Annotated in this window: 27 protein-coding genes and 1 pseudogene; 16 read left to right on the top strand and 12 right to left on the bottom strand. The window is 40.9% G+C overall.

Annotation, left to right across the window (positions count from 1 at the left end; translation table 11 throughout):
- Window positions 1-268 precede the first annotated feature (268 nt).
- The 6 genes from QFZ81_RS14525 to QFZ81_RS14550 all read left to right on the top strand — a co-directional run bounded on the left by QFZ81_RS14525 (window position 269) and on the right by QFZ81_RS14550 (window position 5,746).
- Window positions 269-1,078 carry an SDR family NAD(P)-dependent oxidoreductase gene (locus tag QFZ81_RS14525; protein ID WP_307603157.1) on the top strand — a complete coding sequence of 270 codons (810 nt, stop codon included), beginning with the start codon at window positions 269-271 and terminating at the stop codon, window positions 1,076-1,078.
- Between the two features lie 205 nt (window positions 1,079-1,283).
- Complete coding sequence (locus QFZ81_RS14530) at window positions 1,284-1,766, top strand: hypothetical protein (RefSeq protein ID WP_307443169.1); 483 nt, start codon at window positions 1,284-1,286, stop codon at window positions 1,764-1,766.
- A gap of 41 nt (window positions 1,767-1,807) precedes the next feature.
- The gene (locus QFZ81_RS14535; protein ID WP_307443168.1) at window positions 1,808-2,503 is read left to right on the top strand and encodes a sensor histidine kinase; all 696 of its coding nucleotides are present in this window, start codon (window positions 1,808-1,810) and stop codon (window positions 2,501-2,503) included.
- Window positions 2,504-2,754: 251 nt separating this feature from the next.
- A complete protein-coding gene (locus QFZ81_RS14540; protein WP_307443167.1) occupies window positions 2,755-4,350 on the top strand; it encodes a spore germination protein in 1,596 nt (531 codons plus the stop codon).
- Complete coding sequence (locus QFZ81_RS14545; protein WP_307443165.1) at window positions 4,347-5,519, top strand: Ger(x)C family spore germination protein; 1,173 nt, start codon at window positions 4,347-4,349, stop codon at window positions 5,517-5,519. Before QFZ81_RS14540 ends, QFZ81_RS14545 begins: the two co-directional genes overlap by 4 nt.
- Complete coding sequence (locus QFZ81_RS14550; RefSeq protein ID WP_307603159.1) at window positions 5,516-5,746, top strand: hypothetical protein; 231 nt, start codon at window positions 5,516-5,518, stop codon at window positions 5,744-5,746. Before QFZ81_RS14545 ends, QFZ81_RS14550 begins: the two co-directional genes overlap by 4 nt.
- Here the strand turns inward: QFZ81_RS14550 and QFZ81_RS14555 are convergent.
- The gene (locus QFZ81_RS14555) at window positions 5,735-6,835 is read right to left on the bottom strand and encodes a GerAB/ArcD/ProY family transporter (RefSeq protein WP_307603160.1); all 1,101 of its coding nucleotides are present in this window, start codon (window positions 6,833-6,835) and stop codon (window positions 5,735-5,737) included. The two genes, QFZ81_RS14550 and QFZ81_RS14555, sit on opposite strands and share 12 nt — an antisense overlap.
- A 179-nt stretch (window positions 6,836-7,014) precedes the next feature.
- Here QFZ81_RS14555 and QFZ81_RS14560 point away from each other — a divergent pair, with 179 nt between their 5' ends.
- From QFZ81_RS14560 to QFZ81_RS14590, 7 genes are all read left to right on the top strand, one after another.
- Window positions 7,015-7,599, top strand: coding sequence for a TetR/AcrR family transcriptional regulator (locus tag QFZ81_RS14560; protein WP_307603162.1), 585 nt, complete (start codon window positions 7,015-7,017; stop codon window positions 7,597-7,599).
- A gap of 85 nt (window positions 7,600-7,684) precedes the next feature.
- Window positions 7,685-8,455 carry an SDR family NAD(P)-dependent oxidoreductase gene (locus tag QFZ81_RS14565; RefSeq protein ID WP_307443160.1) on the top strand — a complete coding sequence of 257 codons (771 nt, stop codon included), beginning with the start codon at window positions 7,685-7,687 and terminating at the stop codon, window positions 8,453-8,455.
- 197 nt (window positions 8,456-8,652) lie between these two features.
- Window positions 8,653-8,958, top strand: coding sequence for a hypothetical protein (locus QFZ81_RS14570; RefSeq protein ID WP_307603164.1), 306 nt, complete (start codon window positions 8,653-8,655; stop codon window positions 8,956-8,958).
- Window positions 8,959-9,216: 258 nt separating this feature from the next.
- Window positions 9,217-9,774: a TetR/AcrR family transcriptional regulator gene (locus QFZ81_RS14575; protein ID WP_307443157.1), complete on the top strand. Its 558-nt coding sequence runs from the start codon at window positions 9,217-9,219 to the stop codon at window positions 9,772-9,774.
- A gap of 71 nt (window positions 9,775-9,845) precedes the next feature.
- On the top strand, window positions 9,846-11,024 hold the full coding sequence (locus tag QFZ81_RS14580; protein WP_307603166.1) for an MFS transporter: 1,179 nt from the start codon (window positions 9,846-9,848) through the stop codon (window positions 11,022-11,024).
- A 307-nt stretch (window positions 11,025-11,331) separates the two neighbouring features.
- The gene (gene ytxJ / locus QFZ81_RS14585; protein WP_307603168.1) at window positions 11,332-11,670 is read left to right on the top strand and encodes a bacillithiol system redox-active protein YtxJ; all 339 of its coding nucleotides are present in this window, start codon (window positions 11,332-11,334) and stop codon (window positions 11,668-11,670) included.
- A 144-nt stretch (window positions 11,671-11,814) separates the two neighbouring features.
- Window positions 11,815-12,384: a TetR/AcrR family transcriptional regulator gene (locus QFZ81_RS14590; RefSeq protein ID WP_307603170.1), complete on the top strand. Its 570-nt coding sequence runs from the start codon at window positions 11,815-11,817 to the stop codon at window positions 12,382-12,384.
- A gap of 299 nt (window positions 12,385-12,683) precedes the next feature.
- Here QFZ81_RS14590 and QFZ81_RS14595 read toward each other — a convergent pair whose 3' ends face one another.
- The 4 genes from QFZ81_RS14595 to QFZ81_RS14605 form a co-directional block, all read right to left on the bottom strand.
- Entirely contained in the window at window positions 12,684-12,890 is a 207-nt protein-coding gene (locus tag QFZ81_RS14595) for a hypothetical protein (protein ID WP_307603172.1), read from the bottom strand.
- Between the two features lie 183 nt (window positions 12,891-13,073).
- Window positions 13,074-13,466 carry a VanZ family protein gene (locus tag QFZ81_RS37335; RefSeq protein ID WP_373463674.1) on the bottom strand — a complete coding sequence of 131 codons (393 nt, stop codon included), beginning with the start codon at window positions 13,464-13,466 and terminating at the stop codon, window positions 13,074-13,076.
- Window positions 13,467-13,875: 409 nt separating this feature from the next.
- The gene (locus QFZ81_RS14600) at window positions 13,876-14,418 is read right to left on the bottom strand and encodes a hypothetical protein (RefSeq protein ID WP_307603174.1); all 543 of its coding nucleotides are present in this window, start codon (window positions 14,416-14,418) and stop codon (window positions 13,876-13,878) included.
- Between the two features lie 220 nt (window positions 14,419-14,638).
- Entirely contained in the window at window positions 14,639-14,854 is a 216-nt protein-coding gene (locus tag QFZ81_RS14605) for a hypothetical protein (RefSeq protein ID WP_307603176.1), read from the bottom strand.
- 247 nt (window positions 14,855-15,101) lie between these two features.
- On the opposite strand from QFZ81_RS14605, the gene QFZ81_RS14610 reads away from it, so the two are divergent.
- The gene (locus QFZ81_RS14610; protein WP_307603178.1) at window positions 15,102-16,457 is read left to right on the top strand and encodes a catalase; all 1,356 of its coding nucleotides are present in this window, start codon (window positions 15,102-15,104) and stop codon (window positions 16,455-16,457) included.
- Between the two features lie 252 nt (window positions 16,458-16,709).
- On the opposite strand, the gene QFZ81_RS14615 is transcribed toward QFZ81_RS14610, so the two are convergent.
- The 5 genes and pseudogenes from QFZ81_RS14615 to QFZ81_RS14635 form a co-directional block, all read right to left on the bottom strand.
- Window positions 16,710-17,288 carry a hypothetical protein gene (locus QFZ81_RS14615; protein ID WP_307603180.1) on the bottom strand — a complete coding sequence of 193 codons (579 nt, stop codon included), beginning with the start codon at window positions 17,286-17,288 and terminating at the stop codon, window positions 16,710-16,712.
- Between the two features lie 342 nt (window positions 17,289-17,630).
- Window positions 17,631-17,972, bottom strand: coding sequence for a DoxX family protein (locus tag QFZ81_RS14620; RefSeq protein ID WP_060647815.1), 342 nt, complete (start codon window positions 17,970-17,972; stop codon window positions 17,631-17,633).
- A gap of 159 nt (window positions 17,973-18,131) precedes the next feature.
- On the bottom strand, window positions 18,132-18,557 hold the full coding sequence (locus QFZ81_RS14625) for a MarR family winged helix-turn-helix transcriptional regulator (protein WP_307440771.1): 426 nt from the start codon (window positions 18,555-18,557) through the stop codon (window positions 18,132-18,134).
- Between the two features lie 201 nt (window positions 18,558-18,758).
- Window positions 18,759-18,869 (bottom strand): annotated as a pseudogene (locus QFZ81_RS14630) (polyketide cyclase); the annotation flags it as partial.
- Between the two features lie 570 nt (window positions 18,870-19,439).
- Window positions 19,440-20,000 (bottom strand): hypothetical protein, encoded by a 561-nt coding sequence (locus QFZ81_RS14635; RefSeq protein WP_307603182.1) that lies wholly within the window; start codon window positions 19,998-20,000, stop codon window positions 19,440-19,442.
- 415 nt (window positions 20,001-20,415) lie between these two features.
- Here QFZ81_RS14635 and QFZ81_RS14640 point away from each other — a divergent pair, with 415 nt between their 5' ends.
- A complete protein-coding gene (locus tag QFZ81_RS14640) occupies window positions 20,416-21,105 on the top strand; it encodes a hypothetical protein (RefSeq protein ID WP_307603183.1) in 690 nt (229 codons plus the stop codon).
- Window positions 21,106-21,554: 449 nt separating this feature from the next.
- Window positions 21,555-21,887, top strand: a complete 333-nt coding sequence (locus QFZ81_RS14645) for a hypothetical protein (protein ID WP_307603185.1) — start codon at window positions 21,555-21,557, stop codon at window positions 21,885-21,887.
- Window positions 21,888-22,202: 315 nt separating this feature from the next.
- Here QFZ81_RS14645 and QFZ81_RS14650 read toward each other — a convergent pair whose 3' ends face one another.
- Window positions 22,203-22,973 carry an SDR family oxidoreductase gene (locus QFZ81_RS14650; RefSeq protein ID WP_307603187.1) on the bottom strand — a complete coding sequence of 257 codons (771 nt, stop codon included), beginning with the start codon at window positions 22,971-22,973 and terminating at the stop codon, window positions 22,203-22,205.
- The gene (locus QFZ81_RS14655; protein WP_307603189.1) at window positions 22,966-23,364 is read right to left on the bottom strand and encodes a MerR family transcriptional regulator; all 399 of its coding nucleotides are present in this window, start codon (window positions 23,362-23,364) and stop codon (window positions 22,966-22,968) included. The genes QFZ81_RS14650 and QFZ81_RS14655 overlap by 8 nt, the downstream gene beginning before the upstream one ends.
- Between the last annotated feature and the right edge of the window lie 186 nt (window positions 23,365-23,550).

Consider the following 23,550-nt stretch of genomic DNA (forward strand, 5'->3'; position numbering starts at 1 on the left):
TTTCGGGTAAAAATTATCAACTAGTAAGTAAAATTGATTGGATTGCCATTACAGCTTCCGTATTTCTTGATAAATACAGGAAATCATAATGCAATTACATTTAAGCCTCTCCAGATCTTATAAAGCCGGAGCGGCAATTCGAATTGCCCCTCCGGCTATTAATGAAGGCTGTAGAGGATTGCAAGAAACGGAGGCCTTCCGAATAAATCTTATCAACTAATAAGCAGAATTTTCTTTTCGAAAAAACTAAAGGGGAGAAATCAAAACGATGAGTAAAGTATGGTTTATTACAGGGACTTCGACAGGATTCGGAAGACAATTTGTGAAGCAGCTGCTTCAAGCAGGAGACAAAGTGGTCGCTACGGCGCGCAAACTAGAGACAATTCAGGATTTTAAAGAACTGGCACCGGATCGTGTTCACCTCGCTGCTTTGGACGTGACAAACAAGGCGCAAATTCAATCCGCCGTTCAAGAAGCCGTTGACGTTTTCGGTAAAATCGATATTGTCGTGAATAATGCCGGATACGGACTGTTCGGTATGCTGGAGGAGTATACGGATGAACAAATCCAGAAGCAGTTCGACGTCAACGTGTTCGGTGTTCTAGACGTCATCCGAGCGACACTCCCCGTATTTAAGCGTCAAGGATCGGGACATTACGTTAATGTTTCGTCTTTCCTCGGAACCTGGTCCATGCCTCCGTATAGCCTGTACGCTGCATCCAAGTTTGCAGTTGAAGGTTTCTCCGAAGCGTTCGCGAAAGAGTTTGCAAGCTTCGGGATCAAGACGACGATCGTGGAGCCTTCCGTGTACGCAACAGAGTTTTTAGGCGAATCGCTGCAACATACCGAGAAGAAGCAAGAATATGCTCCGCTGTATGAAGCATACGAGAAAGGAGTCTCGAACATCGTGATCGGAGACCCGGCAAAAGCGGTAGAATTGATCATTTCTGTTATCAAAAGCGACAATCCTCCACTTCGTCTTCCGGTTGGTACTCAAGCTGCATATACGATTCGCGAAGCTTATACGAAACGGCTTGAGGAGGTCAACGCATGGTGGGATCGTTCGGCTGAAGGATAATGAAATTCCGTCGGTTAGTAATGGAATAATGTTATTACCATCCGGGGTTTCATAAACTATTTAAGCGGCGATCGATTCTCACTATATTCAATAGGGGAATCGGTCGCCGAACTTTTTCTGGCATCGTTCCGATTCGGATATAGGAGAGGCATTTGTTCAACTTTAGTCAGAACAAACATGGAGTTGCATGATAAGGGAGTTATAGATGATGCTGAAAGTAACGGATATCGTATGGAAGAATCCTATTTCGTTAAGATGGCTATTCGGGCTGAAGCTCGTTTTTGATTTAGTCCTGACCGGGATGTTTTATTTTGAAAACTCGATTGCGATCTTTTGGAGACTAAGTTTTGTTGTATTTTCCTTGATGGTTTTTCTTTTCGTTTATCTATTTTACTCCACCATGAAAAAGCATTGGCTATTGCACCTCCTGATCATCGATTTCTTGGTATCCGCTTCTTATGGCTATGTTTATATTGGCGACAAATTCCCCAATCATCTATTTATTGGAATTACAGCTTTTGCCATTTTCATGTTTGTAAAGAATACCCGAGTGCTCATCATCTCTGGGTTATTTTTACTATTACTCTATATGGTTACGATGGGCAGCATTGATGGTATTTGTATCAACGGTTTGATGAAACAAGCTATTTTATTTCCTCTTCGTTCATTGTGTTCGCATGTATTGTGAGCTCTTTGATTAATTTCCATCAAAAGGCACGTTCGGATACAATGCAACTGTATGCACAATTGATGCAATCTCATGAGCGGCTGCAGGAGTATGCACTCCAGACGGAGGAGTGGGCAGCCGCGAGGGAAAGAGTGAGAATTGCACGGGATATTCATGATACGGTTGGTCATAAACTGACGGCATTGTTGGTTCAAATGCAAGTGGCTCGCAAGCTAAGCAGGCTGGATTCTTTACGCAGTGAGCAAGCCTACTTGGAATGTGAGGATTTAATTAGGTCTGCCTTGCAAGAGGTACGTCTTTCCGTAAGGGCTATACGAGACGAGTCTATTACATCTACTACTTTAAATGATAGCCTTACCAGCTTAGCAGAAGAGTTTACCAAATTTGCAAAGGTTCATACTCTTTTTGAAGTTGAAGGTACACCCATTTCCCTCCCGGGCGATCTTCAATTAACGGCTTATCGAATTGTACAGGAATCCCTTACCAATGCTCAGAAGCATGGCCATGCGACCAATGTTGTCATTTTGTTGGCCTATGCCGAAACCGAATTTTCTCTAAGCATACGTAATGATGGAGAGCTGCCTGCCGAACTGAAGCCGGGGTTTGGTTTGATGAATTTGCAAGAAAGGGTGAAGGAGTGGAACGGAGAAGTGCATTTTAGGATGGATCAGAAGACAGGCTTTGCTGTTGAAGTTAAGTTTCCTTATCCTATAACGGAAATGGGGCAAAGAAATTGAAAATCCTGATTGTAGACGATCAGCGGCTCATGAGAGAGCGTCTTGCGACCATCATCGGTTTAGAGCCGGGTATGGAACGATGACGTGGAACTCATTATGAAAGTTCTGGAGAAAGGCGTTCATGGATACTTATTAAAGGACATGCCGTCGGAGGCGATCATCAGTGCGATCCAATGTTTTGCCTGTTTAGAATATTTTTGACGTAAAATGGAAAAATAGTTAAATCAGTGTTTTCTTTGGGGGTCTATTTAGTGAAATGGTTTAGGAAATGGATTCGCATTAAACCTGAGTATCCAAATATACCGGAGGATCATCAAATTGATGAAGAAAACCCCAGGTTAACCTCGAATTTAGAACAAAATGAAATGATTTTAAAAAAAATATTCCAAAACAGCTCTGACATCATATTCCGCAAGATTCAGATAGCTGGGCAAATTCAATGGCTTGTGATATATCTTACTAGTCTGGTTGAAGAAAAGTTGATTGACGAGCATATATTGAAACCATTGATATCTAAATCAAGCAAACAAGATGATTTGATAAATAACGAAGTAAAAGTTCTGGATGACCAAATGATTTCCATCGGAACGACGTTTGTTACTTCCAAAGTAACTGAAATTGTGAGTCATATGTTAAATGGTCATGCTGCCGTTCTTGCGATAGGGGACAGCAATGCGTTGATTGCTAAGGTTAATGGCACGTCGCAACGAAGTCTTGAAGAACCTTCTTCCGAACCGGTTATTCGTGGTCCTAGGGATGGATTTATCGAGAACATTTCAACGAATATTGGTCTAATACGAAATAGAATTAAAACATCTCGACTAAAAATGGAATCCATTACGCTCGGGGAGCTTACTCAAACCCAAGTAGTCATTTCTTATATAGTTGGTATTGTTTCCGAGTCTGTTGTTGAGGAAGTTCGAAAAAGGTTAACTCGGATTCAAATCGACGGGATCCTCGATTCAGGCTATATCGAGGAATTTATTGAGGATTCACCTTTCTCTCCTTTTCCACTAGTGCACAGTACAGAGCGACCAGATGTTGTAGCTGCAGAGCTATTGGAAGGGAAAATAGCCATTCTTGTCGATACCACCCCATTTGTATTAATTGTTCCCATGACATTCTGGAATGGACTCCAGGCAAGCGAGGATTACTATATTCGTTGGCCCATTGCAACTTTTGTGCGGTGGATTCGATTCCTTTTCATCAGTATCGCCATATTTGCTCCTCCCCTATATGTTGCAATTACGACCTTCCACCAGGAAATGGTTCCGACTAATCTCGTGCTGAGTATTGCCTCCTCTAGGGAGCCTGTTCCTTTCCCGGCTGTGTTCGAAGCTTTAATAATGGAAATTATATTTGAGGCATTGCGGGAAGCAGGGATTCGATTACCCAAACAAATCGGGCAAGCGATAAGCATTGTTGGGGCATTGGTCATCGGCCAAGCGGCTGTGCAGGCGGGAATTATATCCGCTCCGGTCGTCATTATCGTTTCGATCACGGGCATTGCAGCGTTTACGATACCGCGATACAGTTTCGCAAATGGAATCCGAGTTCTTCGCTTTCCGATACTATTCTTGGCAGGTACGCTTGGACTTTATGGCATTGTACTGGGTTTTCTGGGCATCTTGATACATGTCACCTCCCTTCGTTCGTTCGGTGTCCCTTATTTCACTCCGGTAGCCCCTATGACCATAACGGATTTGAAAGATGTAATCATCCGGGCACCTATATGGGCTAAAACTCGTCGTCCACAGGCAACAGGATCTAACAATTTGGTCCGTGAACCGGCAGGTCAAAAACCAAGTCCAGAATCTGCGAGGAAAGGGAAAGGAACTTCAAAATGAAACCATTCCTATACATCGGCTTACTATTCACAATATTGACCACAAGCGGTTGTTGGGATCGTACGGAGATTAATGATCTTGCGTTCATTGCGGGTACGGCATTTGACATAACGGATGATGGGGAATATATATTATCACATCAGATTGCGATCCCTTCCTCCGCTCAGGGGGGACCAGGGAGTGGAGGAAGCCAGAAAGAGAAGTTTTTTGTTATATCGGCTGTTGGAAAGAATATTAATGAAGCGTTCTATAGGCTTCAGAAAAAAAGTTCACGCAGGTTGTTTACCGCACATCGCGTCGTTATTTTTATAGGTGAATCGTTATCTAAACACGGGATTCAAGATATTCTCGATGTTTACACCCACGATTCGAAACAACGATTAAAAACCTATATGATGGTTGTAAAGGGGGGAGAAGCGCGGAGACTCTTGCAAGTTAAATACCCCTTTGAACAAGCTCCCAGCGAAGCAATCAAGGAAATGGAAGCATTAGGAAGCGGGTTATCGGTTACATTGCGAGACTTTTTTTTAGCGTCATCAAGTGAAGGGATCAGTCCCGTTTTGGGAGTCATAATGCCTGAGGATTTATCAGAAGGAATGAAAGAAAACAACATATTTAAGCTAGCCGGATCAGCCATTTTTAAGGATTTCAAATTAGTCTGTTTTCTAAACGAGAATGAAACAAATGGATTTCTTTGGGTTACAGATAGAATGAAAGATGGCAGAATCAACGCTAAATTACCGGAAGGTGATGGAACAGTTGGGGTGATTCTGGGAAAAACAAACCGAAAAATTACCACGGAGATAAGTGGTGATAAGATCAAATTCAAGATTCAGCTGCAAGGGGAAGGAACAATCTGGGAAAATAATACCCCTTTGGATATCAGTTTGCCGGAGAATCTTAGACTTGTACAGAAAGCATTGGAGAAATCGGTCGAGAAACAAGTCCTGGATACATTATCCAAATTCCAGAAACGGTACAAAGTAGATAGTGTGGGTTTCGGCCAAGAAATTTACCGTGATAAGCCGAAACAATGGAAAGCGTTGAAAGAACAATGGGATCATAAGTTTCCGGAGGTAGACGTTTCCGTTGCAGTTAAGCTTAATATAATAGGAAGCGGGATGGCAGGTCCTCCTTTACATTTGAAGGAAAAGGAGATCATAAAATGATCGTCCAAATCGTGGGATATGTATGTTTATTGGTTGTATGGTCTTTTGTTAGAATCCGATCCTTGCTGAGTATGCAAAAAAACAAAGAAGCAGCGGTATTCGGCGTTTTAATGGTAGTATCATCCATTACCGGTTCCTTATTAATTGCCCGGGTTGACATACCGAGCATGGTTGTCCCGTTCAAAATTATTTTTGAACCCATCGGAAAAATGCTTTTAATGCACTGAATGGTCCACTTTTCTTTTTATAGTGTCTATCATGAGAAGTGACAACGGTATGAGGGTTTGTGTGATAAAACCCACGCTCGGGTAAATGAAAGCAAGAAAAGCTTGAAGCTCCGCGCCACTTTTGAAAACGCAAGCTGATCCAATGATGGACAAAAGTGTTAGCGGAGCTACGATATCACGATAATTTCGGATCCCGAAAAGCTGACTTACACAAAGACATAATATAAACAACGATACCGATACCTTCACAAAATTCCCCAACACCCACACCGCAACAGCGATAGCCTCCAGACGTTCAAATGAACCTTCAATACCTATATATTGCATGAGACTTAAAAATGAATAGGTCAGTTTACCTGTTAATGTACCGAGGACCATAATCGTAAGTAATACGATGATAAATACTAAAATGGAAAGGCTGAAAAACGCAATCAGCGCGACCTTGCGAGCCTTTTTCGGCTGATTCAAATAAGGAAGGAGCCATCCCAATATAAACACTTGATTCATGAATGCTCCTCCTGGAATGACAGCTCCTTGCAATACCGGCAGTATTCCCTCTCCTAAAAATGGCTTTAGCCGGACGGGATCTGCTTCCCCAAACGCCAGAATCAAGATCGGAATCAAAGAACCCAAGAGCAATGGTGTAAGAAACTCATTACATCTTCCAATGACCTCAATTCCAGCAAAAACGGCTATACCGCATAGGATCAATAACGATAGACTTTCTACTATGGACGGACTTTTTGGTAATAGAAGCGCTTTAATAAAAAAGGTATGCTGTATGGTCATAACCGAAATAGCATTAAACCAAGCATAAATATAAAAAAAACCCAAACATTTGCCTAACCATTTCCCAATGATTTTTGAACTGTATTGTATAATCGTCAAACCCGGATAACGATTGGCGAGTGTAATCAGCGCCCACAGAGTTAATAAACCTGTTGAAGTAGAAGGAATCACGGATATCCAACCATTCTGTTTTGCAATCATCACCATCCATCCGGGAATGGTTAAGACGATGGTGGAACCGATAAAAGTAAATAGTAATAAGCCTAGCTGATTTCCCGTGATTTTTTCTGTTGTCTGCATCTTCACACTCCCTCTCCTAACCTCACAGAGGTTGTTCCAAGTATTGACTTATCGTTATCCACTTATACGCTTAAAGAGAGATAATACAATGCAAAAGAACATCCCTTTGGTATATAAATAATTCTTTACCGATCGTTCTCAATATGTTAAGATATTATTGAAAGGAGGAGTCAACAGGAATGGCCAGAACCAAGGAATTTGATGAGGATGCGGTTTTGCTCAAAGCCATGCAGTTATTCTGGGAACAGGGCTATGAGAAGACTTCCATGATGGACCTAGTCTCACAAATGGGGGTTCACAAGAGAAGCATGTATGACTCCTTTGGCGATAAGCATTCCTTGTATATCAAGGCGTTAAAGCGATATAGTGAAATGATAGATAAATCAGTTAAACGCATTATTAATGGATCCATTTCTGCAAAGGAAACTATTAGACTGGTGTTAGAAACGGCAATCAGAAGGGATGATGATGAGCTCCCTAAAGGCTGCCTGATGGTAAATACCGCGGTTGAGTTAGCCCCACATGATTCTGAGTCCAGAGCTTGGGTCAACCAAAGCTTGACCGATTTTGAACAATTGATTCGTGAGCTTATTGAGGCAGGTCAACAATCGGGCGAACTTGACAAAATGCTCAATGCGGAATGGCTATCGTGTTATTTTAATAATGCATTTACTGGGCTGCGGGTTTTGGCGAAGACGACAGATGACAGAGAGAAATTAATGCAAATAGTGGAAACAACAATGTCAATTTTAAAGATCAACTAATTTTTTTATTTATTCGAGAATGATCGTTCTCAAGAAAAAGAAACGGAATAGACGAAAACTATAAATCACAAAGGAGCAATAGATTATGGGAAAACTGTATGGGAAAGTTGCATTAATTACTGGGGGTAGCAGCGGTATTGGCTTGGCAACCGCAAAACTATTTGTGGCAGAAGGCGCAAAGGTCGTTATTACCGGCCGTAATCAAGTCGCGTTAAACGCGGCAGTGGAGGAGCTTGGCACCACCAACGCTCTTGTCGTGCAGGCTGATGCCGCCGATCCAACAAGCGCGGATAAAGCTGTGGCCGCAGCGGTTGAAAAATTTGGCCGTCTAGATGTGGTATTCGCTAATGCAGGTATCAGTGGTAATACGCCATTAGGTGGCACAGAGTTTTCCGTCTTTGAGGAGATACTTAAGATTAACGTTACTGGGACTTTTTTCACTGTTCAAGCCGCTTTGCCTCATCTGAAGGCTGGTGCTTCGGTGATCTTAAACGGCTCGGTGCTTGCAAAGGCAGGAAGCCCGGGATGGTCGGCCTATGCGGCCAGCAAAGGGGCTGTCACCAGTATGGCGAGAGTGCTGGTTTCCGAATTGTCGCCGCGTGGCATTCGCGTGAACACCATCGTGCCGGGAGCGACGCGGACGCCAATTTGGGGTCAACCTGAAGGGTTAGCGCAATTTGAATCCGTACTCACGCGCGCGGTTCCGCTGAACCGTTTGGGTGAACCGGAGGAGATAGCAAATGTCGCCTTGTTCCTGGCCTCGGATGACTCTTCATTTGTCCAGGGTGCTGAAATTAGCGTAGATGGAGGCGCAGGCTCATCCCCGTTTGGCGCTCCAATTTATCGTCAAAAATAAGGTATCACCACAAAAACTTCTTGTTTAACTATTTTTGTTAAACAAGAGGTTTTTTGACCTATCGACACCTTCAGCATACTTTCAGTTAACTTTCATGTGCCTATCAGCCAAACTTAAGTAACACTTCAGGTTAGCGCTCTATACTTCTATCTATCAACACTATTCAAATAAATGGGCATACGAAAGGCGGTAATCGCATGAATGAAGATATGAAAAATATGATTAACTTAAATGATAAAAAGGTTGAAAAGAAGATAGGGAGCACCAAATTGAGATCTGTATTTGCAACTTTTATGGCTGGCGCGGTCGTTGTCGGTGGGTTGATGTTCACTTCGGATAAGATGAATCTGTTTGGGTATGATGCCCAACCCGTTCAATCAGGCGTCGCTGCAGCTGCAGCTAACTCGGCAGCAGCTGATGTCCAAACTGCATCGATAACCCCTTTAGGGACGAAAAGTTCTCATCAATTGCAAAAACTGCGAGTCCAGCCATTGTCAAAATAGAGACCAAAGTAAAACAGCTAAATAATGGATAGAATAGAAGAAATATAATTGGGCAAGGTACAGAAAGCGGAGATACCAATGGGGAGTGGGTAGACATCATGAAAGCAGAACAACGGAAGTTGTCCGACATTGAGTTGGAAAATATGATCATTGATTTCATAGATATATCAAGGGCTTTTCAACATTAAGGGAGTAGTTTATTGTCACGTTTCAATGACACGGCTTGACACTTATCTACTAGTAGGTTATATTTCAGTTATGGAAAATCGAAAAACACAAATATTAGACCTAGCACTTAAACTTATTCGAGAAAAAGGTTATGTTGCCATAAGTTATGATGATTTGTCCAAACAATTGGGCGTAACCAAAGCAAGCATTCATTATCATTTTGAAAAAAAGGAGGATTTAGGAGTTGCCGTTACCGAGCGGATACAACAAAATTTAGAGAAAATCTTAATATTTATTAATAATTCTACGATGACAGTAGAAGAGAAGCTTATGCATTACATTGCTAGACAAATTGAAATATGCGGGGAAGGGATATGTCCTATATCATCTCTACAATCTGATTTTGTATCCTTACCAGATATTATTAGACAAAAAGTACAGGAGGTAAGTCAGTTTGAATTAAAGGTTTTAATAAGTATTCTTACAGAAGGGTATAATGAAGATATCGTTCAAAAATCAGAAGATGTTGAAGCACTAGCTTATACCATTCTGTCATGTATAAAAGGTGCTCTGCAATATAAACGAACATTGGGAAAGGATGTATTATCTCAAGTTCTGAATCAGATAAACCGTCTTATTAAAAGTTAAAAGGCGGTTTATCTACAACTAATACTTATCTACTAGTAAGTAAAATTAAATGAGAGAAGGAAATTACTAAAATGAAAAGAATGCTTTGGGTTGTTCTTATGATGTCCTGCGGAGCTACGTTTATTTCCTCATTATTCCCTTTATATGGGGAGCATTATCGGCTGAGCAGTTTGGAAATCACCATTTTGTTTGCCGTTTATGCCGCTATCCTGCTGCCAACCTTGCTTGTCGTGGGAGCCAGAGGAAGCGCCTGGGGATTGAAAAGGGTGCTTCGCTTCAGTATATGGATTTCCATCGCATCGACGTTGCTCTTTATAGGGAGTTTCAACGTTTGGATGCTCTATGCGGCAAGGATTTTGGAAGGCATCGCCTATGGCGCTTTTACAGGTACTGCCAGCGCTTTTTTATTAAAACAAACCTCTCACGATAAAGTGGGTACGGCAATTAAGTTATCAGGAGTAATAGTAAACATCGGTTTTGGCTTGGGTCCAGCTATTTCAGGTTTAATCGTGCAATATATGCATTTTCAGCCGCTTCGTTTGCCGTATTGGTTTCTGCTCGTCATGTTATTGAGTTCCTTGGTAGTTCTGGAAATGTTACCGAAGCACGAAGATTCCCAAGCGCATAAACCGGCTAAAACTAAGATTTCGCTCGGTGTTCCTGACAATATTCGTTCCCATTTTTGGTCTTTTATCGGACTTCCGATCTTTACCCTTTTCACGTTAGGCGGAATTGTATTTTCTCTTATTCCTTCTTTCGTCAAGAACGTTATTCACACCAACAATCTCTCTATTTCCGGGTTGTTAATATTGGTGCTTCTAGGCGGGGGGGCCTTGATGCAATTCTTCCCTTGGCCGCGTAATCCCGTTACACGGATGCGTATAGGAATCCTGTTTCTTGCCATTGGATCGTGGGTCATTGTTTTTTCTGGTCAGACAGCGAGTTTATTTTTGCTCTGGGCCGGTATATTCATTCAAGCAATTGGCGCCGGATGGACGTTTCAAGTTTCTTTAAGGTTTGCCAGCCAGTTACCGAAGCCGGAAGAACGTCCGCGAGTCATTTCGGCATTTTATTTATGCGCATACTCCGGATTCATTGTTCCCCCTGTTGGTGTCGGAGTGCTGACTCAATTTTTTAGTTTGAACTTCTCGTTGATTCTTCTAAATTTGTTTGCTGCGCTAATGGTTATCTATGTGTTAATTTATTCAGTCAAATTTAATCGTTATTATTCTAAAGGTACATCACAATAATCACCATATGCCATTGTTTTGTAAGGTGATTTTCACGTTTCAAATCTCATAGCCAAGATGGGCTGCGCGACAGAACGCAAGCTGCGGTATTTTCGGTTCGCCATCTCTTATAAATCACGAGGCATTACTTTTGGCATAAGGCATGAAATTCTTCATGATTCAGCGGTCAAAAGTTGTGCCTTTTCTTTGGTAATACATGACTCCCCGCAGATTTGCACTAGTTCTGAGAGCTGATTCTTACGACTGCGGCGCATTGTCCCGGTAATCATCGAAAAAATAAATATTGAAACAAAGGAGACTTACTCAAATGAGCTGGAAAGAAATCACAACGCTTGAAGAGTGGAATGAAATGCTTGCGAAGTCGTCAATACGCGGACAAGTTATTTTAAAATATAGTTCGACATGCCCGGTTAGCGCCAATGCGCTTCATGAATATGAAGAATATTTGAAGAGTACCCCGAATCAAGAGGTAGATTACACGCTTGTCAAAGTTATCGAATCCCGTCCGGTGTCAAACAAGATTGCTGAGGATTTGACTGTCAAACACGAATCCCCGCAAATGATTTACATCAAGGATAAAGCCAAATACTGGGCTACCTCCCACTGGTCGGTTACGAAAGCACATATGACAGCAATACTAGACTAATTGAAAATATTTCTACTGAACAATATCTGCCCGTTCGGAATAGGCCGCCGAGTTGGAATCGATGGGGTGTCTGCAGCAGTAACCAACCTTCCTTGCTCGGGAAGAGGGGTTGACATGCTATCTACTAAAAGGTAGAATGCCAACATGAACAATAATAAGAATACAGCAGAGATTATTTTGGATACTGCCCAATCAATTGTGCAGGATGCCGGGTTTAACGGATTCAGCTATGCACACATTGCAGAAAAAGTAGGGATACGCACTGCCAGTATTCATTACCATTTCCCAAACAAGGAGGATTTAGGAGAAGCGCTGATTGCACGCTATCACAGACATTTTATTTCTGCAATTGCTCAAATCGATACCAAGACACAGAACAATTTGGAAAAGCTACGAAAATTCACTTTGCTTTACGGTGGACCTGTTCAAGATTTTTGTACTTGTCTGGGCGTCATGCTTTCAACTGACCTGGCTACTTTATCAGGAAAGACACGAGAAGGGTTAGTTCAGCTTTTCACCGCTAATTTAGAATGGTTGGAAAGAGTCTTGGAACAGGGGCGTCGAGTAGGGCATCTAAACTTTAAAGGTGCCGCGGATGTGCAAGCACATCAATTTCTTGCTTCGCTTCAAGGTGCGCAATTACTAGCGAGAAGTTTTCGGGATTTAAGTAGGTTTAACATGATTGCCGAAGGATTAATATCCGCTTTAACTTAAAAAATAAAGGCGGATATTTTTTTTAAATGTAACCTACCTTTTAATTGATAAGTGCGAACTGCGAGTTTATGATGTAAATCCAGGCAAGATGAAGGTTATCCAAGAAAGATTTAGAGATCATGTTATTCAATTATTTATGAATCATGGCATGAAAGTAAGTGACACATTTTTGGGAAGATGTGGAAGAAACAAATAACCGTCTTTATTATGTTGTTGAGCCAACAACAAAGAACTTTATCGGGTGTATGTTCTTGTCAACAACGACATATTCACAAAACCCGTATTTTATACATATGTCTTTAAACAGGATAAACCTCATGTATGACACAAAAGAAAAATTTACGTTCAATAATAGAATTATTTTCTGTCTTTAAGATATAGTCTCGCATTAATTCTATTAAATCTATGAATTTTTGATGTTCCCACTTAATATCCCCTCTAATTCCAATTAAGAAAGAATTGTTCTGTGCAGTTAATTCATTGTATAGTTTTTCTTCTAACGTCATTGATTTCACCCTTTCAGTTTTTACGGGTATTACACATAACGTCTTTTTCGTGAGCTTCGTAAATTCGCCATATATCTAAGGTATTCGCGAAGTGACTACGCAATCCTGCCCGTTATCACAACAGGCCACCGAGTTTATCTTCGGCAGCCTGTTTAATCTTTGTTATGCAGCTAACGTTTCCCGTTAGTTTAACGAGTTCATTTCTTTTCCATTGTGTCTGTTCTGTAAGGCTTCGATAAATCTACTTATAAACGCAATAAATAAATAGCCAATAGTACCGCCTAAAGTATTTAATATGAGGTCGTCAACATCAAACTCGCGACTTCTTACAAAGCCTAAATATCCGAGTATAAGCTGGGAAATTTCAATGGTAAGGCTTACGAGAAAGACAGTGAGTATAGACTTCGAAATTCGTTTAAGTTTGAATAACATCGGCAAATAAATTCCAAGCGGCATTAACATAATTAAATTATATAACGATAACTTTACGGAATTCCAAAAGGACCAATCCAATCCATTATTTCGATAAATACTTAACCAGTCACCTATAAAATAAAACTGCTCTTCTAATAACATTCTTGGCTTTATTTCTAATTAAATCAATAAGAACATACATAATCAAGAATAATGAACCTATTGTGACAACATCATAAATTGAATACAATTTTCTCCACCTTGTTTCTACAAAATTATGTTATTTGGTATGCTTGATATTCCTATTTATCAAAATTACCATTTATTCGGCATATTTCCTATTTGAGTTGCCCTTTCGTTATGGAACTATCGTTTCTCGTTAGCGGAATAAGGTGGTTTACTTTTCAAATAACCTTCCCGTTACGTTATAAGCAAAAGAGGAGCTGCCGCGAAGCAAGCCCCTCAACTTAGTTTCTCATTAGTTAAACAACAATTGTCCTCAATCCTTTTCTCTCAAGGTCTTAAAAGGAAAAAGCAGGTTTATCGCTGTGGCTACGATAAACGTTCCCAGTTAGTTTAACGGATGATTAGTTTTTTGTAATTGCACGTATTTTCTAAAGTAAGTTGTAAAAGGAGCATAAAAATTGTGAACATCTTGAATTTCATTCTTAAAACTATTTTTAATAACTTCTTTTTGTTTTAGCTCTAAATCAATTGCGTATTCACTATCTTCAAAATCATTGAGCATAAAATAAAAGAATTCACAATCATGTTTTACTGCTTGATATCCATCTGCAAAGTCGCCAGCTTCTTTTAAAAAAGATGCCCATGACACTTGTTTTCTTTCACACTTTATAAACAGACAAGCTACATAAAAATCATACAATGAGTCAGGAAATGCCTCGAATGGTTCAGAAAAGGCATAAGCATTTACAATTTTTATAGCATCCTCGATATACTTTTTATCTGCAAGTTCGATGATCCAATATGGAGGCTTGGCCATGCCCTCAATAACTTCATCACAAAACAAAAAGTAATGCTTATACCAGATCAGTCGAGATTTAAGCATAATAGCTACTTTTCTTGCAAATTGCTTGTCTAATTCTAGGTTCATTATTTCACCACCGTGGTAATCAGTTAGGTTTTCGATTGTTCAGGCTAATGCTACTCCAGTTTAACAAAGTCAATGTATTAACCACTTTATTTTAACACATATTGGAACTAACCTGCCGTTTAGTGGGGAAAAGGCAACCGATTTGTACCGGCTGTCTTTACATTTTGTTATTAAGCTATAGTTTCCGTTAACACCCCACCACCCCATTATTTCCTTGCCACTATCTTGAAACGTTTCGTATTGGTCTTAATTCCCTTCTCCGTTTTGCGGGTTTCTTCGGTTGTAACATACTCATGTCGGCCTGATTTCCAATTGTTTGCTGCAATTGCATAATGGCACTCGTATTCATCATTCCAACACTGCTAGCCGTTGGCGATGTCGTTTTAGACAAGCTTGGGTTCGAAATCGCATTGTTCTTTGAAATGGACTGTTTCAATCATAATGCCCCCCCCTTATAATAATAGTAAATTTTCCATTTCCTTCCTTTAACCATTTTAAAAAAAGACTTGCCGTCAATTTAGGAAATTACATTCAACTGGACGTTTTCATGTTCTGGCGGAATAACGTAAGTTACCCCACACGGGGTGCCTTTTTCATGCTTTGATCACTGTCATATTCATAGCCAAGCGCCTCATACCTTAATATGTCCATACAATTTATAGTGCGGCTTGGGAGGTAGAGAGATGAACGAGAACACAGGAAATCGCCTCTGGCCGGGGGAGCTTCCGGATGTTGAACACTCGCAGACGGTTGGAAGTCGAGGCCTCGTGCTGGAGCAGGATAGCATACTCCACGAAACACTGGAGACGTTTATCCATGAGAAACCGCTGGAGAGACCCGTACATGTCAAGGGCTGCGGCGCCTTCGGCTACTTCCAGACCGTTAACGCGATGACGGCCTACACGCAGCTGTGCTTCCTGCAAAATCCGGGCCTGCAGGTCCCCGTCACCGTCAGATTTTCGCTTGCTGTCAGCAATCGGGGTACGCCGGATACGTCCCGCAACGTGCGCGGCTTCGCCACCAAGTTCTACACGGACCAGGGCGTATTCGATCTGGTCTGCAACCACATCCCGGTATTCGCCGTCCGGGACGCCATCCGCTTTCCGGAGTTTATCCGCTCCCTCTTGCCTTCACCCGTCAATAACCTAACCGAGCCGGAGCGGTTCTGGAACTTCGTCGCCCGGGCGCCGGAAGCCACCAACTTCGTGCTTTGGCTGTACTCTGACGTCGGCACGATTAAAAGCCTTCGCCACATCCCGGGCCACAGCGTCAATACCTACGTCTGGAAAAACGCGCAAGGCATGCGCACCTACGTCAAATATCACTGGATGCCTCTTGCCGGCATTCAGTACATCGATCAGCGAGAAGCCTCCCGACTGTCAGGCGAGAATCCCGATTATGCCGCTAAGGATTTGTTCGATACCCTGCAGGCGGGCAAAGGGGTGGAATACGGCCTTTACGTGCAGCTGATGAACCCTCAAGACGAGGCCACCCTCCCCTTCGACCCGCTGGACGATACGAAAATATGGGATGAGCGGCAGTATCCGCTGCATCCGGTCGGTAGACTGGTCTTGAACCGCAATCCGGATAACTATAGCGAACAGGTCGAGAAGCTGGCCTTCTCCCCTGCGAACCTGCTGAATGGTGCAGAGCTGTCGGACGATAAACTGCTGCAAGGGCGCTCTAACATTTACTGGGATTCGCAGCGGCGACGGCTTGGTCCGGATTTCCGCAGCATTCCGATCAATCATCAGCAGCACTGGTCGCCGGACTCCCAAGTGACCAGCGGCAACGGAAGATTCGTGGAAGGCCGCCTCGAGCGTACGGACATCCCGAAGCAGGATGACTTCATGCAGGCGGGTGAGTTCTACCGATCGCTTGCGCCACTGCAGCAAGAGCATTTGGTTGCGAACCTAACCGGCGATCTTGTCCAAGTCTCGCGCGAAACGCAAAACATCGTGCTCGGCTACCTGTACAAGGCGTCTGCCGAGCTTGGAGAACGGGTCTCTCGGGCCATCCATGGAATGATCAGGGGTTGAAAACCAAAAAGAGCTGTATTTGACAACAAATACGGCTCTTTCTTTATATAAGGTTATGATTTCAAGTCAAAGCGGTTAGCCTGCCCGTTACTTCAACGAAAAAAGGAGTAGCTGCCGGCCGCGGCGATCTGCTCCCTGGTTATTGAATTGTCTTCTCCTTGTGTTAATCATAATCCTCCTGTTAGCACAGAAGCTGCAGCCGATCGTCATAGCCGACTGTAGCTATCTTTCTCCGTTAGTTCAACAATTCCATTAAATCTTCTCTTCTGCTACAAATTCGAAATGTAAATCTTCCTTACGTATAAACATGGTTTTATATTTGTTGCCATCTATTGAACTTCTAGTCTTGGAACTTACGATTTCGACCTCAACAAAATTGAAATGGACTTCGGAAGCTTGTTCTTTGGTTATACCGCCAGTCAAAAAATTGGAACCATCACCGAACGACTTAAAAATAATTAAGTAATTCTCAAGATCTTGTTTCTCTACATGAACCCATTCGAAGTTAATGAATGCTTCAATGAAAGACTTTTTCAATGTGCATTCAATGTGGTGCAACCCACGATAGCAAGGAAGAGTATACATATATGGGTGCACTTCACTTGAAGTAATAATTATTCCGTACTTATAGGAAAAGGATTGGTAGACCATTTCATAATACAATGGGATTACAATATCATCCCAAGCGTCGTAAGCGAATGCATGGATGGGGACCAAATGAGGATAAAGGCTCGTTAGAGCAGCACTTAAATTAATCAATATTGAAGTATCAGTCACATTTAGTAATTCCTGTTCAACCTCATGACGTAACGTTTTTTCGTCTTCGATCAATCATCCTCGATCCCCCTTCTTCAACCTTCCAGATACATTTTACCACAAATGCGTATTTAACTAATCTGCCCAATAGTTCAACGAAAAGCAGCTGATCGTTCTGGCCCTGCTGCCGCGGTGTCCAAATACAACTATCGTTACTTCAATGAACAAAAAAGTGACCCACTGCAACGGTATTATTTAGTGGAGGAAAACCCACATTACATCGGACAAGAACTGCAAAGCTGGTATCATCAAATTACCCAAGAATAATGGCTAGGTAATGGAGGCTGCCGTTTGTACCGGCAGCCTCGTCTCGTTCTGTTTGAGCAATAGTTTCCCGTACAAGCTCCCGTTTCAATTTCAGAGATCTAAATGATAAAGGGCAATCGTAAAAGACAGCAGACACAGTATTATTGCTGGGATCGCTTTTTTAAATGGATCACGTGCGATCACAAGCAGAGTAAAGACTGCAACCAGCATTGTCGCTCCTAGAAGTAATCCAGATAACAAAGCTACGATAGGATACCATATCCCTACTATCATTCCAATGGAGCATATTATTTCAATAAACCCTGTTAAGAAATTAAATATGGACGGAAGACCAAATCGACTAAATTCATTTGCCATTTTACCTGAGATTATTCTCGTTCCTGTTATCATGAAGAAAATGCCCAATATAACTTGGAAAATAATAACTAACATACCGTAATCACGCTCTTTCTAGTTTTAATTTTTCGCATTTTATATGCTATAGCATATAAATGGTGGACTCATACGAGTACATGGATATTTGAGTTGGGTCTCTTCAATTCGTTGTGTCTGCATCTCGAATTGCAACACGCACTTCAAGATGCCTAGGCACTACTCATCTTTTACGCTTGAATACAGTTTGCTAAGTAGCTCATGTAACTGTTGAAGTTCATCTTTACTCAAATTTTTGGTAACATGATCGTGAGCAGCCGTTACAATTGGCAAAAGTTTTGTTTTGAGACTCATTCCTTTGTCGCTAAGGAACAAGTTGTGGGATCGTTTATCAAAATCATTCTGTATTCTTCTTACTATTTCTTTTTTTTCAAGTGAATAAATCATCCTCACAACAGTGGTTTGATCTCTATCAATGGCTTCAGCAAGCTCTTTCTGGCTCGTTGCTCTTTCCGCGTCAAGTATATTGATAATCCCCCATTGTTCAGGAGTTACTTCATATTGTTTAAGTATTTTCGTGAAAAAATTAGTCATTTTTACATCTGTTCGATGAACAAGAAAACCAGTGAGATTATTTAGCTCCATAATATATGCTCTCCTCTCTATAAGATCAATACATGCTATAGCATATAAAATATCTTAAAAACTCTTGTTTGTCAAATGGGACGGCTCACTCACATTTCAGTAATGCCTGCTGGAACTGGGAAAATAATGATAAAACCAGCGGCATTACTGGACTGTGGAATACTGCCGCTGGGTTTAGAATTGAACTAACGTGCCCGTGCATCAAGATATACTTACCAGATGCTCCTCAAGGCGATCCATGGTCTGTTCAGCACCTGGGACGGCATATATTTTCACCTTTTCAAATACAGCGGCAGTTTCTTCAAAGATCGTAACACCAGCTATAACTGACAGTATCTCCTCGAGCATATCCTCACCTCAAACGTAGTGCTATCGTATCCGTTAGCTGAATAGTCATTCTAGAGCTATATAGAGTATTGGTCTAATAGAAAAATGAAAAAACCACCCAAAAAGTGGTGATCGTGTTCCCATTAAGTATGATGGTTGTCTTTATCTTTTTTGAGTTCCTTAAGTAACGCTTCAATGTTTTGAAGACTTCGAGTACTCTTTTGGGAGTTAACCACAAGAATTATGATTGAAACGATTAACAACAACAAAAAGACAACAGATAAAATCGGCATAACTAAAGTCCATATTGGAATTTGAATAGGTTCCATTACTATAATCCACCACCTTTTTCTCAGTAAATCCTAGAAGCTCCTTAGCAAATCTAATCTTCTTTAATTGACTGTATTCGATAAAAGAACGAAATAACCTTCTTCATAGCTAATCTGCCTGATAGCTTAATGCTGCCGCTCGTTTTCGCGGAGGCAGCCTCATTTTGTAGTTTATTGACGTAACGTTCTCCGTTAAATAGCATTTTCCAATTGGATTTCTATTTTTTTATTCATAACCACCCTCAGCTTTGGGTAATTCTTTATAAGAATCCTTACCCGCAACTATATGTTGGATGAATGTTCGTAATCCTAGTAGTTGCTTTGCATCGCTCGTTACGTCACAATTTTTATCTGACCAAGTAAATGTTTTTGTTTCTCCATCTACACTAATTTTCCAACTGTCTTCATTATAGGGGATGCTAGAACAATTCTTGTTAGTTGGTACCAACTCTTTCGTTCCCATGATATTTATCTCTCTCATATTCTCATAAATGCTGCGCATCTCTTCTATGGTAAAAGTGATTTTTGCCGTTATATCCCCGTTCATTATCAAATCTTTTGTAACCGTATCTTGATAGGTATTAATTTCATTTTTAGTAATCTCACCATATCCGAAACGAACCGCGAAATCGAAATCGGTGGGCATTACTTTTGGCATTTTGTTCTCTTGCTCAACAGCTCCCTTTTTCTGATTCTCGATATCAGAGCTTGCCGCCAAATCTGTTTCCGTACTACAAGCAGTAATTATAAATAGTAATACAAATAACAATGAGCATAGTTGTTTCATTTTAAACACCCCACCAAATTATTTCCAAGTAAATATATAGACGAAAATGGGAGACAACTGTTGCACAATCCTGCCCTTTACTTCAATCAACTAAAAGAGGAGCTGCCTAAAGCAAGCTCCTCCACTATCGTTTCCCGTTAGATTAACGACCTGACTTCCATTTATGCTACGGTCACCGCAAATTAGCCTACAACTTCGCGGCTCTGATAGGAGTGTGTGAAAGTCTTTACGTGGGATTCAAACATGCCTTAGAAGGCTGTCTAGGAGTTCTGATGTTGTTATGTAGGGGGGGTTACACCAAAATGAAGTTGTTTGAATGGTGAAAAGGGTATAGCACATCCACCGCTCGACTAAGAGTGAAATTTGAAGATATGGTGTAATGCGGAATGACAATACATAGGTAGGGATGATATATATGTTTGATTGGATTGAGGAGTTTAAACCAACAAATAAAGATTTGAAGCAAATACATCATAGGCGATTTAATTTAAAAAAGGTTTCCTTTGAATCACCTGCAACTATGACTGAATTAGCACGATTGCTTTCTGCTGGTAGTGTGCTTTTAGCAGACAATATGATGAATATCTATTCTGCGAAAGATGAAACTGCTCGTAGTCTGATAATGAATGACATTGCACCTCATTTTGAAGATGTAAAAATTGTGTATGTTGAAGATGAAATTGATGTTGTTAATATGCAATATCTAAAGAAAGATTCAAAAAAAATGTTTAACAGCACGAACATTGGAATTATTCAGGTTATACATGACTTAATTAGAACTAATGACATGTGTATATGGACAGATGGTAAAAAAAGAGAACTTACTCGTTACTCCGTTAGACTCAATGCGTTAAATAAGTATGATATTGACAATACAAATGACATTCAGGATTTTTTCACAAAGGGATATTTTGACTTGGGTGAGGAGTTTGGCTTTATCCCAACAGGTTGGATACTTGTAGATGATTTGAAAGAATCGAAGACGTTAAGGTTCTTTGCCACCTTTGTTCCATGTATAACCTTAGTTGTTGATGAGAGTAATAAGCAAGTAGTGATGTTACAGCTTTCAGGGGATTCAGGGATGAATAGACAGATGAAAGAATGATTTTTATGCAAACAAAGGTGGGATATTGAACTTGAATATGTTTACCAAAATAGGGTCAATGCTTGGAATATTCTCGTCACTATTAGCACTAACGATGTGATTATATTATCAGAGCCAGAAACAGATATGATGGCAACCTTTTTTATACCTTCTATCCTTTGTGCAATTATTGGTTCATGCATCAGAAGGGCAGTCTTTCTGATGATTGCTTTTATTGTTTCAATTCCATTAATAGGTTTTTTGGAAATGGGTCAATCACTTGAACTTGAAATGAGATTATCTGGATTATTACCATTGCTTTACATGTTATCTGGTATTTTAATAATAATTGGCTTTAGATTCAAGTTATAAGATAACTAATGGTTGAAAAGTGTAAATATTATGAGTTCATGCAGATATAAAGGTTACAAATGCAAGATGATTGGATTTCATGAAAGGAAGTGTAAAAATTGCTACCAATGGAACAAGAAACAATGGGTATGTTAGTAGGTGGTTTTGTAATAGTTATGGGACTTTCATTCTTGTTTGTTATTTTGCTTTGGATAAAACAAAGGAAGTCAATATATCGAAGTGCTTTTGGATGGATAATTGCTCATATGATTATTTTTTCGATAGCTGTAACATGCTGTCTTAATGCTATTGGTACAAAACCACTTCATTCCAGTATGGCATCCGAAAGCAATTCCTTATGGTTAGGAGTAGGTGGGGTTTTATGGGCTTCAAGTATGCTTCCTTTACTTGCAGGAATTGTCCGTTTTAGCACTCGTGAGGATTCAAAATAGGTTCATTAATTAAATTACTAAATAAAAGAGAAGTTCTATTAAAGAAACCACTCCGTTGTCAGGAGTGGCTTTGTCTTTATATACAAATGTAAATCTTATGGTCAAACAGAACTTTGTTTTAGTTACACTACGGTGAACCGTATCGTAAATGAACAATCATCTATTGCGTATAATCTCCCGTTACTTCAATGAAAAAGTTGCTGCCTCGCGGCAAGCCCATTCAACTATTGTTCCTCGTTAGCGTAACAAAGAAACTGCTGTTTGGTAACCTTTTATAGTTAGAAATATAGACTGCTTTAATTTAATCATACACTTCTACCAATTGGCGGGTTTACGTTCTCGAAAGAATCCGCCATTGGGACCATCTTCATCCAGAGTTGCCAGCCAGACAGCCGTGTCTGCTCCTTCAGCAACCGTCACTGGAGCAGGTACTCCTTCCGCGACTGAATTCGAAGTAGTTGATCTTCCCATATCCGTTTGTACTCTACCAGGACAGGCAGCATTAACTTTGATACCCATTTCAGCCACATCTTGCGCAACTAAACACGTCAAGGCATTGAGCATGGTCTTTGAGATACGATACGCAGATGATGATCCTTTAAGGCCTAATAATCCCTGTAGTACCTCAAAAGCCCCCAATCCTGATGAGAGATTGACGATGCGTCCATATCTATGTTCTTTCATCAAGGGAACAGTGGCTTGAATCATTCGTAATGCACCAAAATAATTAGTTTCAAATGTCACTTTTATCACTGTCTCATCTGCATCCAACACAGAAACCCCGTGATCGAGTAGTACCCCGGCGTTATTTACCAATATGTCTAGACGACCATATAGTTGTTTAATTGACTCTGCCATCTTTCTGACACTTTCTGTGTCATTCACATCAACGACTTGTAACTCAACTGCCAGTCCTTCATGACGCATCTCTTCTACGGTGTGACGCCCTTTATCTTCGTCTCGGCTGCCAATCAATACTTTTAACCCTTTCAAAGCCAGTTGATATGCGATTTCCCTTCCTATACCGCGGTTAGCTCCTGTGACTAATGCAATTCGGGGATTTCCTTGATCCATTAGACTATTCATTTTGGCCCTCTCCTTTTTGTAAGATTTCTCTCCAACTTGATAGATTCTCCTCCAAGTGAGATTCGGCTTTTCTTAAGGTCTCTATTTGTTTTTTGATTTCTTCAAGCTTCCTTTCGCCGACTTCTACGGCAATCGGCAAGCATTGACGTTGAATTTCGTGACTAATCGTACAGTGAAAAAAATCGGTTATTTCTTTAGTAGTGAGACCAAGACTAAAATACAGTTTAATAATTCTTACTTGTTCAATATGGGATTCATCATATTCACGATAACCATTTTCCAGCCGAGCAGGTTTCAATAGTCCTTTTTCTTCATAATAGCGCAAAGAACGAAGACTTACTCCTGTCTTGCGGGACAATTCACTAATATGAATAAAACCCTCCCCTTCCATGTCTAATAACCGATATTCTAATCCATCACATGATGTTAAGGTCAAGCCAGATCAAAAAATAACTGAACCAAGTAATCGCGCTATCCTACCCGTTAGCACAGCAGGCCACCGAGTTTATAATCGGCAGCCTGCTATGGAGCTAGCGTTCTGCCGTTAGCTGAACGCTCATACGACATCAGAAGATTA

Source organism: Paenibacillus sp. V4I9, assembly GCF_030817295.1.
Lineage (GTDB): Bacteria > Bacillota > Bacilli > Paenibacillales > NBRC-103111 > Paenibacillus_E.